Origin of the sequence: Enterobacter cloacae complex sp. P13B (assembly GCF_014895915.1) — a bacterium.
GTDB classification, from domain to species: domain Bacteria; phylum Pseudomonadota; class Gammaproteobacteria; order Enterobacterales; family Enterobacteriaceae; genus Enterobacter; species Enterobacter bugandensis.
Map to the genome: position 1 here is coordinate 96,338 of NZ_JADBQN010000022.1, position 15,622 is coordinate 111,959.

Annotated in this window: 12 protein-coding genes and 1 riboswitch; of the genes, 8 read left to right on the forward strand and 4 right to left on the reverse strand. The window is 57.0% G+C overall.

Features of this window, described 5'->3' with window-relative positions; all coding sequences use genetic code 11:
- Window positions 1–10: 10 nt before the first annotated feature.
- Both ppc and argE read right to left on the reverse strand, forming a co-directional pair.
- Window positions 11–2,662 (reverse strand): phosphoenolpyruvate carboxylase, encoded by a 2,652-nt coding sequence (gene ppc, locus IM273_RS11350; protein WP_041911805.1) that lies wholly within the window; start codon window positions 2,660–2,662, stop codon window positions 11–13.
- Window positions 2,663–2,933: 271 nt separating this feature from the next.
- Window positions 2,934–4,085, reverse strand: coding sequence for an acetylornithine deacetylase (gene argE / locus IM273_RS11355; RefSeq protein ID WP_028014830.1), 1,152 nt, complete (start codon window positions 4,083–4,085; stop codon window positions 2,934–2,936).
- Between the two features lie 88 nt (window positions 4,086–4,173).
- Here argE and argC point away from each other — a divergent pair, with 88 nt between their 5' ends.
- The 4 genes from argC (at window position 4,174) to oxyR (ending at window position 8,632) form a co-directional block, all read left to right on the forward strand.
- Entirely contained in the window at window positions 4,174–5,178 is a 1,005-nt protein-coding gene (gene argC / locus IM273_RS11360; RefSeq protein ID WP_193051004.1) for an N-acetyl-gamma-glutamyl-phosphate reductase, read from the forward strand.
- 6 nt (window positions 5,179–5,184) lie between these two features.
- Window positions 5,185–5,961 (forward strand): acetylglutamate kinase, encoded by a 777-nt coding sequence (gene argB / locus IM273_RS11365; RefSeq protein WP_098946274.1) that lies wholly within the window; start codon window positions 5,185–5,187, stop codon window positions 5,959–5,961.
- 75 nt (window positions 5,962–6,036) lie between these two features.
- Window positions 6,037–7,410 (forward strand): argininosuccinate lyase, encoded by a 1,374-nt coding sequence (gene argH / locus IM273_RS11370; RefSeq protein ID WP_045260261.1) that lies wholly within the window; start codon window positions 6,037–6,039, stop codon window positions 7,408–7,410.
- Window positions 7,411–7,714: 304 nt separating this feature from the next.
- Entirely contained in the window at window positions 7,715–8,632 is a 918-nt protein-coding gene (oxyR, locus tag IM273_RS11375; protein WP_025758848.1) for a DNA-binding transcriptional regulator OxyR, read from the forward strand.
- On the opposite strand, the gene sthA is transcribed toward oxyR, so the two are convergent.
- Window positions 8,615–10,015, reverse strand: coding sequence for a Si-specific NAD(P)(+) transhydrogenase (sthA, locus tag IM273_RS11380; protein WP_045260262.1), 1,401 nt, complete (start codon window positions 10,013–10,015; stop codon window positions 8,615–8,617). The genes oxyR and sthA overlap by 18 nt on opposite strands.
- A 196-nt stretch (window positions 10,016–10,211) precedes the next feature.
- On the opposite strand from sthA, the gene fabR reads away from it, so the two are divergent.
- On the forward strand, window positions 10,212–10,850 hold the full coding sequence (gene fabR, locus IM273_RS11385; RefSeq protein WP_008501784.1) for an HTH-type transcriptional repressor FabR: 639 nt from the start codon (window positions 10,212–10,214) through the stop codon (window positions 10,848–10,850).
- Window positions 10,851–10,859: 9 nt separating this feature from the next.
- Window positions 10,860–11,219: a YijD family membrane protein gene (locus tag IM273_RS11390; protein ID WP_008501783.1), complete on the forward strand. Its 360-nt coding sequence runs from the start codon at window positions 10,860–10,862 to the stop codon at window positions 11,217–11,219.
- A gap of 55 nt (window positions 11,220–11,274) precedes the next feature.
- Here IM273_RS11390 and trmA read toward each other — a convergent pair whose 3' ends face one another.
- Window positions 11,275–12,375 (reverse strand): tRNA (uridine(54)-C5)-methyltransferase TrmA, encoded by a 1,101-nt coding sequence (trmA, locus tag IM273_RS11395; RefSeq protein WP_048998209.1) that lies wholly within the window; start codon window positions 12,373–12,375, stop codon window positions 11,275–11,277.
- 104 nt (window positions 12,376–12,479) lie between these two features.
- Window positions 12,480–12,656: riboswitch (cobalamin riboswitch) on the forward strand.
- 65 nt (window positions 12,657–12,721) lie between these two features.
- On the opposite strand from trmA, the gene btuB reads away from it, so the two are divergent.
- Together btuB and murI are read left to right on the forward strand one after the other, a co-directional pair.
- On the forward strand, window positions 12,722–14,569 hold the full coding sequence (gene btuB, locus IM273_RS11400; RefSeq protein WP_193051002.1) for a TonB-dependent vitamin B12 receptor BtuB: 1,848 nt from the start codon (window positions 12,722–12,724) through the stop codon (window positions 14,567–14,569).
- The gene (gene murI / locus IM273_RS11405) at window positions 14,514–15,365 is read left to right on the forward strand and encodes a glutamate racemase (protein ID WP_028014824.1); all 852 of its coding nucleotides are present in this window, start codon (window positions 14,514–14,516) and stop codon (window positions 15,363–15,365) included. Before btuB ends, murI begins: the two co-directional genes overlap by 56 nt.
- The last annotated feature ends 257 nt before the right edge of the window (window positions 15,366–15,622 follow it).

A 15,622-nucleotide genomic window follows, 5' to 3' on the forward strand; every position in this document is an offset into this window, starting at 1 on the left:
GCATAAAGCATTACCCAGTGTTACGCATACCCGCCGCAACGCCCGCAATCGTCACCATCAGCGCCTGTTCAACGCGAGGATCCGGCTCTTTACCTTCCTCTTCCGCCAGGCGGGAACGGTGCAGCAGTTCAGCCTGTAAAACGTTCAGCGGGTCGGTGTAGATGTTACGCAGCTGGATAGACTCGGCAATCCACGGCAGGTCCGCCATCAGGTGCGAGTCGTTGGCGATGTCCAGCACCACTTTGATGTCGCCTTCCAGCAGTTCGCGCAGTTCTTTACCCAACGCCCACAGCTCTGGTTTCACCAGCCGCTGGTCGTAGTATTCCGCCAGCCACAGGTCGGCCTTCGAGAAGACCATCTCCAGCATGCCAAGACGGGTAGAGAAGAAGGGCCAGTCGCGGCACATGGTTTCCAGTTCGTTCTGTTTACCGTCTTCCACCACTTTTTGCAGCGCGGCACCGGCACCCAGCCAGGCGGGCAGCATCAGGCGGTTCTGCGTCCAGGCGAAGATCCATGGAATGGCGCGCAGGGATTCAACGCCACCGGTCGGGCGACGCTTTGCAGGACGCGAGCCCAGCGGCAGTTTACCCAGCTCCTGTTCAGGCGTGGCCGAGCGGAAGTAAGGGACAAAATCTTTGTTTTCACGCACGTAGCCGCGGTACAGATCGCAGGAGATGTCTGACAGCTCGTCCATGATGCGGCACCAGGATTCTTTTGGCTCCGGCGGTGGCAGCAGGTTCGCTTCCAGGATCGCGCTGGTATAGAGCGACAGGCTGCTGATGGTCACTTCCGGCAGGCCATACTTGAAGCGGATCATCTCGCCCTGCTCGGTCACGCGCAGGCCGCCTTTCAGGCTTCCCGGCGGTTGAGAGAGCAGCGCCGCGTGAGCAGGCGCGCCACCGCGGCCAATGGAGCCGCCGCGACCGTGGAACAGGGTAAGCTCGATACCGGCTTTCTCGCAGGTTTTGATCAGCGCATCCTGAGCCTGATACTGCGCCCAGGACGCCGCCATCACGCCCGCATCTTTCGCGGAGTCGGAATAGCCAATCATTACCATCTGCTTGCCCTGAATAAAGCCGCGATACCAGTCGATGTTAAGCAGCTGGGTCATGACGTCGTTGGCGTTGTTCAGGTCGTCGAGGGTCTCAAACAGCGGGGCGACTGGCAGGGCGTAGTCGATGCCCGCTTCTTTCAGCAGAAGATGAACGCCCAGCACGTCGGACGGGGTTTTCGCCATGGAGATCACGTAGGCGGCCACCGATCCTTTCGGCGCATCGACGATCGCTTTACAGGTGTTGAGCACCTCGCGGGTGTCGTTGCTTGGCTCCCAGTTGCGCGGCAGCAGAGGGCGCTTGGAGTTCAATTCGCGGATCAGGAACGCCTGCTTGTCGGCTTCTGACCAGCTTTCATAGTCGCCGATGCCGAGATAGCGGGTCAGCTCGCCCAGCGCTTCGGTATGACGGGTACTTTCCTGACGCACGTCGATACGCACCAGCGGTACGCCGAAACACTTCACGCGGCGCAGGGTATCAAGCAGTTCGCCGTTGGCGATGATGCCCATGCCACAGGCCTGGAGTGATTTATAGCAGGCGTACAGCGGCTCCCAGAGCTGTTCGTTCTGGCTCAGCAGACCTTCCGGCTTCGGCAGGCGCTGGCCTTTAAGGCGCGCTTCCAGCCACGCCTGGGTGGCCATCAGCTGACCGCGCAGCTTTTTCATCAGGAAACGGTACGGCTCGCTGGCACCTTCTTCACCGGCCAGCGCGCGCAGTTCCGGCGTCGCTTCAACCATCGACAGCTCGGAGATCAGCACCTGAATATCTTTCAGGAACAGGTCGGTCGCTTTCCAGCGGCTCAGCAGCAGGACGTGACGGGTGATTTCCGCGGTCACGTTCGGGTTGCCGTCGCGGTCGCCGCCCATCCAGGAGGTGAAGCGCACCGGCACAAAGTCTACCGGCAGACGATAGCCCAGGTTTTCTTCCAGCTGTTCGTTCAGCTCGCGCAGGTAGTTTGGTACCCCTTCCCACAGGCTGTTTTCCACCACCGCAAAGCCCCATTTGGCTTCGTCGACCGGGCTTGGGCGATGCTTACGAATTTCATCGGTATGCCAGGACTGGGCAATCAGCTGGCGCAGACGGCGCATCAGCTGGTTGCGCTCGTAGTCGGCAATGTCTTTGTTATCCAGCTGCTTCAGGCAGCTGTTTACTTCCACCATCTTGTGGATCAGCGTACGACGGGTGATTTCGGTTGGGTGTGCGGTCAGCACCAGCTCCAGCGAAAGGGACTCCACCGCTTTTTTGATGGTGGCTTCGTTGAGGTCTGGCTGGTCTTTCAGTTTACGAAGGGTGCGGGCAATGACTTCCGGGTTGCTGGCCGCTTCGCCGTTTGGCGAAATGCTGTGGTATTGCTCAGCGGTGTTTGCCAGGTTCAGGAACTGGCTGAAGGCGCGGGCAACGGGCAGCAGCTCATCGTTAGAGAGGTTCTGCAAGGTGGTGAGCAGCTCCTGACGACTGGCCTCGTTACCGGCACGGGAAGATTTGGACAGCTTGCGGATGGTTTCAACGCGGTCGAGGATGTTCTCCCCCAGCGCGTCTTTGATGGTATCTCCAAGCACTTTGCCGAGCATGCTGACATTACTACGCAACGCGGAATATTGTTCGTTCATAAAAACCCAGTCACCCCATCATTTTTGTTTATGCCCAGGCGAAAATCTTCTGGACATTATTTTGTCATCTCCCTTTATAAAGCCACGTAAAACCCCCGTCGTCAATTGCTGCGAAAACGGTTCAGCAAACGAATAAATGCGGGCAATTTACGAAATTTAATTCGCATTGCGTCAGATAAGAGATGCTTATGGAAATGTGACGGTGATCATGCGATTTGTTGCCCTCACCCTAACCCTCTCCCACAGGGAGAGGGGACTTTTCGGTGCGGTTTTAATGCCAGCAGAAGTGATGCACAACCTGGGTAATCAGCTCGCGGGTGGGCTTGATGAAGCGAGTTTCCAGATATTCATCCGGCTGGTGGGCCTGATTAATGGAGCCAGGGCCGAGGACCAGCGTCGGGCAAAGCGTTTGAATAAAAGGCGCTTCGGTGCAGTAGTTCACCACGTCGGTTTTCTCGCCGAGCAGTTTTTCCACCACCTGAACCAGCTGATGGTCTGGCGGGCATTCGTAGCCCGGGATTGGCGGATGCAGTTCGGAGACCGTCAGGCGTCCCGGCCAGCGCTCGCTCACCGGGGCCAGCGCTTCATTCAGCAGGCCATCCAGATCGCTCAGCGTCATGCCCGGCAGCGGACGGATATCCATATGCAGTTCGCAGCAGGCGCAGATGCGGTTGGACGCATCGCCGCCGTGCAGGCTACCGAGGTTCAGCGTCGGATACGGCACGGTGAATGCCTCGTAGTGATACCGCTCTTTCAGGTCGTCGCGCAGGGTCATAATGCGGCCAATGGCGTCGTGCATCAGCTCAATGGCGTTCACGCCGCGCGCCGGATCGCTGGAGTGACCGGACTGGCCCAGCACGCGCACCGCGGTAGAAATATGGCCTTTGTGCGCACGAATCGGCTGCAGAGAGGTCGGTTCACCGATGATCGCGCAGTCCGGACGAATCGACGTGTTTTCAGAGAAATAACGTGCGCCCGCCATGCTGGTCTCTTCATCGGCGGTTGCCAGAATGTAGAGCGGTTTTTTCAGCTTCGTCACGTCCACGTCACGCAGCGCGTCGAGGATAAAGGCGAAGAAGCCTTTCATGTCGGCGGTGCCCAGACCGTAGAGCTTGTTGTCATGCTCGGTCAGGGTGAACGGATCGCGCGTCCAGCGGCCATCGTCAAACGGTACGGTGTCGGTATGGCCGGCCAGCAGCAGGCCGCCCGCGCCGGTTCCGGTGCTGGCGAGCAGGTTAAATTTGTGGCGGGTTCCGGGGACGGGCTGAACCTCAACGTTAAACCCAAGATCGCTAAACCAACCCGCCAGCAGATTGATTAAAGACTCATTGCTCTGATCCAGCGCTTCTTCGGTCGCACTGATGGACGGTGTGGCAATCAGGGCGCGGTAGATCTCGATAAATGGCGGTAAGTTCATTTTCATTGTTGACACACCTTAGGTCGTGATAGTATCAATATTCATGCAATAAATGTGAATAAAAATACATTAACGTTGAGCATAAAGGAACCCGATGTTGAATACGCTGATTGTAGGCGCTAGCGGTTATGCGGGCGCAGAGCTTGTAAGCTACGTAAATCGCCACCCTCATATGACCATAACCGCTTTGACCGTGTCAGCGCAAAGCAATGATGCAGGAAAGTTAATTTCCGATTTGCATCCGCAGCTTAAGGGCATGGTCGATCTGCCGCTGCAGCCGATGTCTGACATCAGCGAGTTTACCGACGGCGTCGACGTGGTGTTTTTAGCCACCGCGCACGAGGTCAGCCACGACCTTGCGCCGCAGTTCCTGGCGGCCGGCTGCGTGGTGTTTGACCTCTCCGGCGCGTTCCGCGTTAACGACGGCGCGTTCTACGAAAAATATTACGGCTTCACTCATCAGCATCCGGATCTGCTTGAAAAAGCGGTGTACGGCCTGGCGGAGTGGAGTGCGGATAAACTGAAAGAAGCGGACCTGATTGCCGTTCCGGGCTGCTACCCGACGGCGGCGCAGCTCTCCCTGAAGCCGCTGATCGACGCCGGTCTGCTGGATCTGAGCCAGTGGCCGGTGATCAACGCCACCAGCGGCGTGAGCGGTGCGGGGCGCAAGGCCGCTATCTCCAACAGCTTCTGCGAAGTGAGCCTTCAGCCGTATGGCGTGTTTAATCACCGTCATCACCCTGAAATCACCACCCATCTGGGCGCGGACGTCATTTTTACCCCGCACCTGGGCAGCTTCCCGCGCGGGATCCTCGAAACCATCACCTGTCGCCTGAAGTCGGGCGTGACCAAAGCGCAGGTGAGCGAGGCCTTCACGCAGGCGTATGCGGATAAACCGCTGGTGCGTCTGTACGACAAAGGCGTGCCGGCGCTCAAAAACGTGGTTGGCCTGCCGTTCTGCGATATCGGCTTTGCCGTACAGGGCGAGCATCTGATTGTGGTCGCCGCAGAAGATAACTTACTCAAAGGCGCTGCCGCACAGGCAATGCAGTGTGCAAATATTCGTTTCGGCTTCCCTGAAACGCAGGCTCTTATTTAAGGTGTGATGATGAACCCATTAATTATCAAACTCGGTGGTGTACTGCTGGACAGCGAAGAAGCGCTGGAGCGCCTGTTTACCGCGCTGGTGAACTATCGCGAATCGCACCAGCGTCCGCTGGTGATTGTGCACGGCGGCGGCTGCGTGGTGGATGAGCTGATGAAAGGTCTGAATCTGCCGGTGAAAAAGAAAAATGGCCTGCGCGTCACGCCTGCTGACCAGATTGACATCATTACCGGCGCGCTGGCGGGCACGGCGAACAAAACGCTGCTGGCATGGGCGAAGAAACACCATATTGCGTCCGTTGGCCTCTACCTGGGCGACGGTGATAGCGTAAAAGTGACCCAGCTCGACGAAGAGCTCGGCCATGTTGGACTGGCGCAGCCAGGTTCGCCTAAGCTGATTAACACCCTGCTGGAAGGCGGTTTCCTGCCGGTGGTGAGCTCTATCGGCGTGACCGAAGAGGGCGAGCTGATGAACGTTAACGCGGACCAGGCGGCAACCGCGCTGGCGGCCACGCTGGGCGCAGACCTGATCCTGCTCTCCGACGTGAGCGGCATTCTCGACGGTAAAGGCCAGCGCATAGCGGAAATGACCGCCGCCAAAGCCGAGCAGCTGATCGCTCAGGGCATTATTACCGACGGCATGATCGTCAAAGTGAACGCCGCGCTGGATGCAGCGCGCACGCTGGGCCGCCCGGTGGATATCGCCTCCTGGCGTCACGCGGAGCAGCTCCCGGCGCTGTTTAACGGCACGCCGATTGGCACGCGTATTCTGGCGTAAGTTTTTTATTGAATGACCGTAGGCCGGGGTAAGCGAAGCGCACCCGGCGGAACTAACGAATAAAGGAACGATGTTATGGCACTTTGGGGTGGGCGTTTTACACAGGCAGCGGATCAGCGGTTCAAACAGTTCAACGACTCTTTGCGCTTCGACTACCGCCTGGCCGAACAGGATATTGTCGGCTCTGTGGCCTGGTCCAAAGCGCTGGTGACCGTTGGCGTACTGACCGCAGACGAACAGCAGCAGCTGGAAGAGGCGCTGAACAACCTGCTGGAAGAGGTGCGTCTGGATCCGCAGCAAATCCTGCAGAGCGATGCCGAAGATATTCACAGCTGGGTGGAAGGCAAGCTGATCGACAAGGTCGGCCAGCTGGGTAAAAAGCTGCACACCGGCCGTAGCCGTAACGACCAGGTCGCCACCGACCTGAAGCTGTGGTGTAAAGAGACCGTTGGCGAACTGCTGGCGGCCAACCGTCAGCTTCAAAGTGCGCTGGTAGAGACCGCGCAGAACAATCAGGACGCGGTGATGCCGGGTTATACCCACCTGCAGCGTGCGCAGCCGGTGACCTTTGCGCACTGGTGTCTGGCCTACGTTGAGATGCTGGCGCGTGACGAAAGCCGTCTGCAGGATACCCTGAAGCGTCTGGACGTCAGCCCGCTGGGCAGCGGCGCGCTGGCCGGTACGGCGTATGAAATCGACCGCGAGCAGCTGGCAGGATGGCTGGGCTTTGCCTCCGCCACCCGCAACAGCCTGGACAGCGTCTCTGACCGTGACCACGTGCTGGAGCTGCTCTCCAATGCCTCTATCGGGATGGTGCATCTTTCGCGCTTTGCCGAAGACCTGATCTTCTTTAACTCCGGTGAAGCGGGCTTCGTTGAGCTGTCTGACCGCGTGACCTCAGGCTCATCGCTGATGCCGCAGAAGAAAAACCCGGACGCGCTGGAGCTGATCCGCGGCAAGTGCGGTCGCGTGCAGGGCGCGCTGACCGGCATGATGATGACCCTGAAAGGGCTGCCGCTGGCGTATAACAAAGATATGCAGGAAGACAAGGAAGGGCTGTTCGACGCGCTCGACACCTGGCTGGACTGTCTGCACATGGGCGCGCTGGTGCTGGACGGCATTCAGGTGAAACGTCCGCGCTGCCAGGAAGCGGCGCAGCAGGGCTATGCCAACTCTACCGAACTGGCGGACTACCTTGTCGCGAAGGGCGTACCGTTCCGCGAGGCGCACCATATTGTGGGCGAAGCGGTGGTGGAAGCGATTCGTCAGGGTAAACCGCTGGAAGATCTGGCGCTTGCCGACCTGCAAAAATTCAGCGCGGCGATCGGGGAGGATGTGTACCCGATTCTGGCGCTGCAGTCCTGCCTGGATAAACGTGCGGCGAAAGGCGGCGTGTCGCCCAAGCAGGTGGCGCAGGCAATTGCGGATGCGAAAAACCGCCTGATTTGAACCGTGCGGGCTGGTGCCCTCACCCCGGCCCTCTCCCACTGAGAGAGGGAGTAAAACGGAGCCTGGCTTAGCGCCGGGCTTTTTTACGCAAAAAAAAAAGCGGACCACGGGGTCCGCAAAAGTTCACGTTGGCTTTAGTTGTTCGAGTTTTGAGAGAAACTCGCTGACGGTGCGGGGACGTCAAGGGTCAAACACGGCCGCCTCGTCTATGTGGCGTATTATTCAACAGAATGCTTGATAGGGATAATCGTTCATTGCTATGCTATCTATCGCCATGAACTATCGTGGCGACGGAGGATGAATAATGAATATTCGTGATCTTGAATACCTGGTAGCGTTAGCCGAGCATCGTCACTTTCGCCGCGCGGCAGATTCCTGCCACGTCAGCCAGCCGACGCTGAGCGGGCAGATCCGCAAGCTGGAAGACGAGCTGGGCGTGATGCTGCTGGAGCGCACCAGCCGTAAGGTGCTGTTCACCCAGGCCGGTCTTCTGCTGGTGGATCAGGCGCGCACCGTGCTGCGCGAGGTCAAAGTGCTCAAGGAAATGGCAAGCCAGCAGGGAGAGGCCATGTCCGGCCCGCTGCATATTGGCCTGATCCCAACCGTTGGCCCGTACCTGTTACCGCACATCATTCCGATGCTGCACCAGACGTTCCCGAAACTCGAAATGTATCTGCACGAAGCGCAAACCCATCAGCTGCTGGCGCAGCTGGACAGCGGCAAGCTCGACTGCGCCATTCTGGCGTTGGTAAAAGAGAGCGAAGCGTTTATTGAAGTACCGCTGTTCGATGAGCCGATGATGCTGGCGATCTATGAAGATCACCCGTGGGCGAACCGCGATCGCGTGCCGATGGCCGATCTGGCCGGGGAAAAGCTGCTGATGCTGGAAGACGGTCACTGCCTGCGCGATCAGGCGATGGGCTTCTGCTTCGAAGCGGGAGCTGACGAAGATACCCACTTCCGCGCAACCAGTCTGGAAACGCTGCGTAATATGGTGGCGGCGGGAAGCGGTATTACGTTGCTGCCTGCGCTGGCCGTGCCACGCGAGCGTAAGCGTGATGGCGTGGTGTACCTGCCGTGCATTAAGCCGGAGCCGCGTCGCACGATCGGCCTGGTGTATCGCCCAGGGTCACCGCTGCGCAGCCGCTATGAGCAGCTGGCAGAGGCCATCCGCGGTGCGATGGATGGCCATTTCGACAGCGCGTTAAAACAGGCGGTTTAAGCCGTTCAGCGCGGCTACCCGATAGGCTTCTGCCATGGTCGGGTAGTTAAAGGTGGTGTTAACGAAGTACTCAATGGTGTTACCACCGCCTTTCTGCTCCATGATTGCCTGGCCGATATGAATGATTTCCGCCGCGCGTTCACCAAAGCAGTGAATCCCGAGGATCTCTTTCGTCTCGCGATGGAACAGAATTTTCAGCGTACCTACGCTCATCCCCACGATCTGCGCCCGCGCCAGATGTTTAAACTGGGCACGACCTACCTCGTAAGGCACCTTCATTGACGTCAGCTGCTGCTCGGTTTTCCCGACAGAACTGATTTCCGGAATGGTGTAGATCCCCGTCGGGATATCTTCGATCAGATGCGCCGTTGCTTCACCCTTCACCAGCGCCTGAGCGGCAATGCGGCCCTGATCGTAAGCGGCGGAGGCCAGGCTCGGGTAGCCAATTACGTCGCCCACCGCGTATACGTGCGGCAGCGCGGTCTGATACATGCTGTTGACCTTCAACTGACCGCGGCTGTCTGTTTCAAGCCCGATATTTTCCAGCCGCAGTGAATCGGTATTGCCGGTACGGCCGTTGGCGTACAGCAGGCAGTCGGCTTTCAGCTTCTTACCGGACTTCAGGTGCATGATCACACCGTCATCGCAGCCTTCGATCTTCTCGTACTCTTCGTTGTGACGAATCACTACGCCGCTGTTCCAGAAGTGGTAGGAGAGGGAGTCTGACATTTCCTGATCGAGGAACGCCAGCAGGCGATCGCGGGTGTTAATCAGGTCAACTTTGACGTCCATTCCGCGGAAGATCGACGCGTATTCGCAGCCGATGACCCCTGCGCCATAGATAATGACGTGGCGGGGTTCATGGTGCAGGCTCAGAATGGAGTCGCTGTCGTAGACGCGTGGGTGTGAGAAGTCGACGTCGGCCGGATGGTAAGGGCGTGAACCGCAGGCAATCACAAATTTTTCAGCGGTGATCGTCTCAATCGAACCGTCGTGGCATTCGAGTGCCAGGGTGTGTTCATCCACAAAATGCGCGTTGCCCTGCAGGATTTCACAATGGTTACGCTCATAAAAGCCCTGACGCATGCGCGTCTGCTGGTTAATGACGGTATCCGCGTGATTCAGGATGTCGGCAAAGGAGGAACGAAGAAGTCGGGAGTGGTCGCTGTAAAGAGGGTTCTGGTTAAATTCGATAATGCGGCTAACGGCGTGGCGGAGGGCTTTCGATGGGATGGTGCCCCAGTGGGTGCAACCGCCGCCGACATTATGGTAGCGCTCGATGACCGCTACTCTGGCTCCCTGTTTCACCAGACCCATAGCAGCACCTTCGCCGCCGGGGCCGGAACCAATAACTATTGCGTCGTAATCGTAGGAATGTGGCATGGCAAGGCTTACCTGTTCTTATACATAAAAGCAACAGAATCATAACATCATTGCCAGGGTAACCCAATTATCGTTGTGCTTTTTTCCGGCAGTGGAGCACAAACCGCACGTAAACAATCATTCACAAAGCTGAGCAAACAGATTAATTTTATTCTCTGGTATAGTGCCATCAGGCCTTTGGAAGGATTCAACTATCGTGATGGGCGTAAGAGCACAACAAAAAGAGAAAACCCGGCGTTCGCTGGTGGAAGCCGCATTCAGTCAACTGAGTGCAGAGCGGAGTTTTGCCAGTTTGAGCCTGCGCGAAGTCGCACGCGAGGCCGGGATTGCGCCAACGTCCTTCTATCGTCACTTCCGTGATGTGGATGAACTGGGCCTGACCATGGTCGACGAGAGCGGTTTGATGCTGCGCCAGCTGATGCGCCAGGCGCGTCAGCGTATCGCCAAAGGCGGCAGCGTGATCCGCACCTCCGTGTCGACGTTTATGGAATTTATCGGCAATAACCCCAACGCGTTTCGTCTGCTTCTGCGCGAGCGTTCGGGCACATCGGCAGCGTTTCGTGCCGCCGTCGCGCGGGAAATTCAGCACTTCATCGCGGAACTTGCCGACTATCTTGAACTCGAAAACCATATGCCGCGTGCCTTTACTGAAGCACAGGCCGAGGCGATGGTGACGATTGTGTTCAGCGCGGGTGCCGAAGCGCTGGACGTCAGCATTGAACAACGCAAGCAGCTTGAAGAGCGACTGGTATTGCAGCTCAGGATGATCTCCAAAGGCGCGTACTACTGGTATCGCCGTGAACAAGAGAAACTGGCACATCAAACCGAAGAGTGAAGGTGAGTAATGAAACAGTCAGGTCAGGATAAAGGGACGCTGTTGCTGGCATTGATCGCTGGCTTATCCATTAATGGCACGTTTGCCGCTATTTTTAGCTCCATCGTGCCATTTTCGATTTTCCCGCTTATTGCGCTGGTGCTGACGGTCTACTGCCTGCATCAGCGTTACCTGAACCGTACGATGCCGGTCGGGTTACCGGGGCTGGCCGCTGCCTGTTTTATTCTGGGCGTATTGCTGTATAGCACCGTGGTGCGCGCGGAGTATCCGGATATCGGCTCTAACTTCTTCCCTGCGGTACTGTCCGTGGCGCTGGTGTTCTGGATTGGCTCGCGCATGCGTAGCCGCAAGAGCCAACTGCCAGAGTAATGAGGTCTGAGTAGGGCAGGTAAGCGAAGCGCCACCTGCCAAAAACGCCGGCTAGTTACTTCGCCGTGAGCAGTACACCGCACTCCATATGGTGTGTATACGGGAACTGATCGAACAGCGCCAGACGTTCAACCTTGTGCGTCTGGCTTAATGTTTCCAGATTCTTGCACAGCGTCTCCGGGTTACAGGAGATGTACAAAATACGCGGATACGCCTGCACCATCTTCTCGGTTTCGCTGTCCAGGCCACTGCGCGGCGGGTCGACAAAAATCGTCTCACACTGGTAGCTCTTCAAATCGATCCCTTCCAGGCGGTTAAACTGGCGTACACCGTTCATGGCCTGGGTGAACTCTTCTGCCGCCATGCGAATGATCTGCACGTTATCGATATGGTTAGCGGCGATGTTGTACTGCGCGGCCGCTACCGACGGCTTGGCGATTTCCGTTGCCAGCACGCGTTCGAAGTTACGCGCCAGCGCCAGCGAGAAGTTGCCGTTACCGCAGTACAGCTCAAGCAGATCGCCCTTAGACCCTTCCGTCGCCTTCAGCGCCCACTCCAGCATCTGCACGTTCATCGCGGCATTCGGCTGGGTGAAGCTGTTTTCCACCTGACGGTAAACCATCTCTTTACCTGCCACCGGCAGACGCTCGTCGACGTAATCCTGATCCAGCATGATTTTGGTTTTGGTCGCGCGGCCAATCAGGTGCACGTTGATGTTCTGCGCACGCAGCGTATCGCGCAGGGCTTCGGCCTGCTCGCGCCATTCGTCGGTCAGCGCTTTGTGGTACAGCAGAGAGACAATCGCCTGATTGCTTTGCGTGGTCAGATAGTCAATCTGGAACAGCTTGTGGCGCAGCACCGGATTGTTGCGCACGCCTTCAATGATCAGCGTCATCAGCTGGTTGATAAGCTCGCTCGCTGCCGGGAAGCTGTCCACGCGAATGCGTGATTTGGTCTGCTGATCAAAAATGATGTGGTACAGGTCGTCGCCGTCATGCCAGATGCGGAACTCGGCGCGCATGCGGTAGTGGCTGACAGGGGAGCGGAACACCTCGGGAACGGGCGCGTTGAAAGGCGTCATCATACTTTGCAGGCGGACAACTTTCTCGGCCAGCTGCGCGTCGTACTGTTCTGTCGGGAGGTGTTCTGGGGTCATGATGCGTCCTGAGTGATAAAGAATTACGCGGGGATTGTAGGGATTGTTCAGGGGATGTCCAGATTTAATGGCCAATAGCTGTCTGGACATCTATACGTGTCTAATTGTAGCATTCTGTTTCCGGTCTCCTGAGAGTGAAAAGGGAATCCAGTGAAAATCTGGAGCTGACGCGCAGCGGTAAAGACTGGCGGGATGAGAGCTGTAGACACTGTGAAAATGGGAAGTCTTCATCCGTATAACGCCACCTAGCCCGAAGACCTGCCGGGATCACGTCGCATTTGGTTTCATCATCGCGTGCTATAGATGAGGCCTGCGGCATCCTTCTTATATTGTGGATGCTTTAACAATGATTAAAAAAGTATCGCTGTTGACGGCGCTGTCCGTCACGGCATTTTCGGGCTGGGCGCAGGATAGCGCTGACTCGTTGGTGGTGACGGCAAATCGTTTTGAACAACCTGAAAAAACTATTCTGGCAGCAACGTCGGTGGTTACGCGTGCCGATATTGACCGCTGGCAGTCAACCTCGGTGCTGGACGTTATGCGTCGCCTGCCCGGCGTGGACACGGCGCAAAATGGCGGGATGGGGCAACTCTCTTCTCTCTTTATCCGTGGCACCAACTCCAGCCACGTCCTGATTCTCGTTGACGGCATCCGCCTTAACCAGGCGGGCGTCACGGGGTCGTCCGATCTCAGCCAGTTCCCGATCTCCCTGGTGCAGCGTATCGAATATGTGCGTGGACCGCGTTCGGCGGTATACGGCTCGGATGCGATTGGCGGTGTAGTCAACATTATTACCACTCGCGCGAAGGACGGTACGACGCTGAATGCCGGCGTAGGGTCGCACGGTTACCAGAATTATGGCGGCAGTACCCAGCAAACGCTGGGCGACAGCACGCGCGTCACGCTGGCGGGGGATTACACCTATACCAAAGGTTTCGATGTGGTTGCGGACGGCAACAATGGTGGCCTTGCCCAGACCGATCGCGACGGCTTTATGAATAAAACGCTCTACGGCGCACTGGAGCACGCATTCTCAGACCAGTGGAGCGGATTTGTTCGCGGCTTTGGCTACAGCAACCGTACGGCCTATGACGGTTACTACAGCTCATTTACCCCTGACGTTCTGGTCGATACCCGCCAGCTCTATAGCCAAACCTGGGACGCAGGACTACGCTTCAACGAGGATATATTCCATTCACAGCTGCTCACCAGCTATAGCCACAGCAAAGACTATAACTACGACCCTAATTTGGGCCGTTACGATTCGACGGCCACGCTGGATGAAATCAAACAGTACAACGTTCAGTGGCTCAACTCCGTTGATGTGGGGCACGGGAACATTGGTGCGGGCGTTGACTGGCAGAAGCAGAGCACCGAGCCGGGTACAAACTACGTGACCAACGGCTACGACCTGCGTAACACCGGCGTCTACCTGACCGGGCTGCAGCAGCTGGGCGATTTCACTCTGGAAGGGGCGTTTCGCAGCGATGACAACTCTCAGTTTGGTCGCCATGGCACCTGGCAAAGCAGTGCAGCGTGGGAGTTCGTGGACGGTTACCGCTTCATTGCTTCTTATGGTACGGCCTATAAGGCCCCGAATCTGGGTCAACTCTATGGCTTCTATGGCAATGACCATCTTGATCCAGAAGAGAGCAAGCAATGGGAAGGGGCGTTTGAAGGCCTGACGGCAGGCGTGAGCTGGCGCGTGTCTGGCTATCGTAATGACGTTGATAATCTCATCGACTTCAATAATAACCTTCAGGAATATTACAACGTCGGCAAAGCACGCATTAAGGGTGTGGAAGTGACGGCGTCGTTTGATACAGGTCCGTTGACGCATATCGTTGGCTACGACTATGTGGATGCCCGCAATGCGGCGACCAACGAACTTCTGGACCGTCGTGCTAAGCAGCAGGTGAAATATCAGCTCGATACGCAGATCTATGATTTCGACTGGAGCCTGACGTATCACTATCTCGGCACGCGTTACGACACTGATTTTGGTTCTTATCCGTCAGAAAAAGTGAAAATGGGCGGTGTGAGCCTGTGGGATGTCGCAGTTTCATATCCGGTCACCTCACACCTCACAGTTCGTGGTAAAATAGCCAACCTGTTCGATAAAGATTACGAGACAGTTTATGGCTACCAAACTGCAGGACGGGAATACACCTTGTCTGGCAGCTACACCTTCTAATCCGCGCCCTACCGTGCTGGTGTTTGATTCCGGCGTCGGTGGGCTTTCGGTCTACGATGAGATTCGGCATCTCCTGCCGGATCTCCATTACATCTACGCCTTCGATAACGTCGCTTTTCCGTATGGGGAGAAGAGTGAGGACTTTATCGTTGAGCGCGTGGTTGAAATCGTCACCGCGGTACAAAAGCGCTATCCCCTTGCGCTGGCGGTCATTGCCTGTAATACGGCGAGCACCGTTTCTCTTCCCGCCCTGCGTGAAAAATTCCAGTTCCCGGTTGTGGGCGTTGTTCCTGCCATAAAGCCTGCCGCGCGCCTGACGGCGAACGGTATCGTGGGCTTGCTGGCCACGCGTGGCACGGTGAAGCGTCCTTATACCCGCGAGCTGATCGACCGTTTTGCTAACGAATGCCAGATTGCAATGCTTGGCTCCGCAGAGCTGGTGGAGATGGCGGAAGCGAAACTGCACGGCGAGACGGTATCGCTCGAAGAGCTGCGTCGTATTCTTCGTCCGTGGCTGCGGATGCCCGAACCACCGGATACGGTTGTGCTGGGCTGCACCCACTTCCCTCTCTTGCAGGAAGAGCTATTAGAAGTGCTTCCGGAGGGGACGCGGCTGGTGGATTCTGGTGCGGCGATCGCCCGTCGTACGGCCTGGCTGCTGGAGCATGAAGCGCCGGATGCGAAATCTACCGATGCAAATATCGCATTTTGCATGGCTATCACGAAAGAGACTGAGCAACTTTTACCCGTTTTACGCCGTTATGGCTTTGAAACGCTCGAAAAACTGGCGCTGTAGCACGGTTTTGAGCAAAAAAGAGACGGTTGAAAGTTTTTTTTAAAAGAGGGGTTGTCAACGTCTGAGAACTCCCTATAATGCGCCTCCACTGACACGGAACAACGGCTTACAGGCCGCCGGGTTAGCGGGGTTCAGAGATGAACGCCAACAGAGAAAAGTGAAAATAATCGCTTGACTCTGAATGAGGAAAACGTAATATACGGGACCTCGCAACGGTGAGCTGAAAGCCGCGTTGCAACTGCTCTTTAACAATTTAT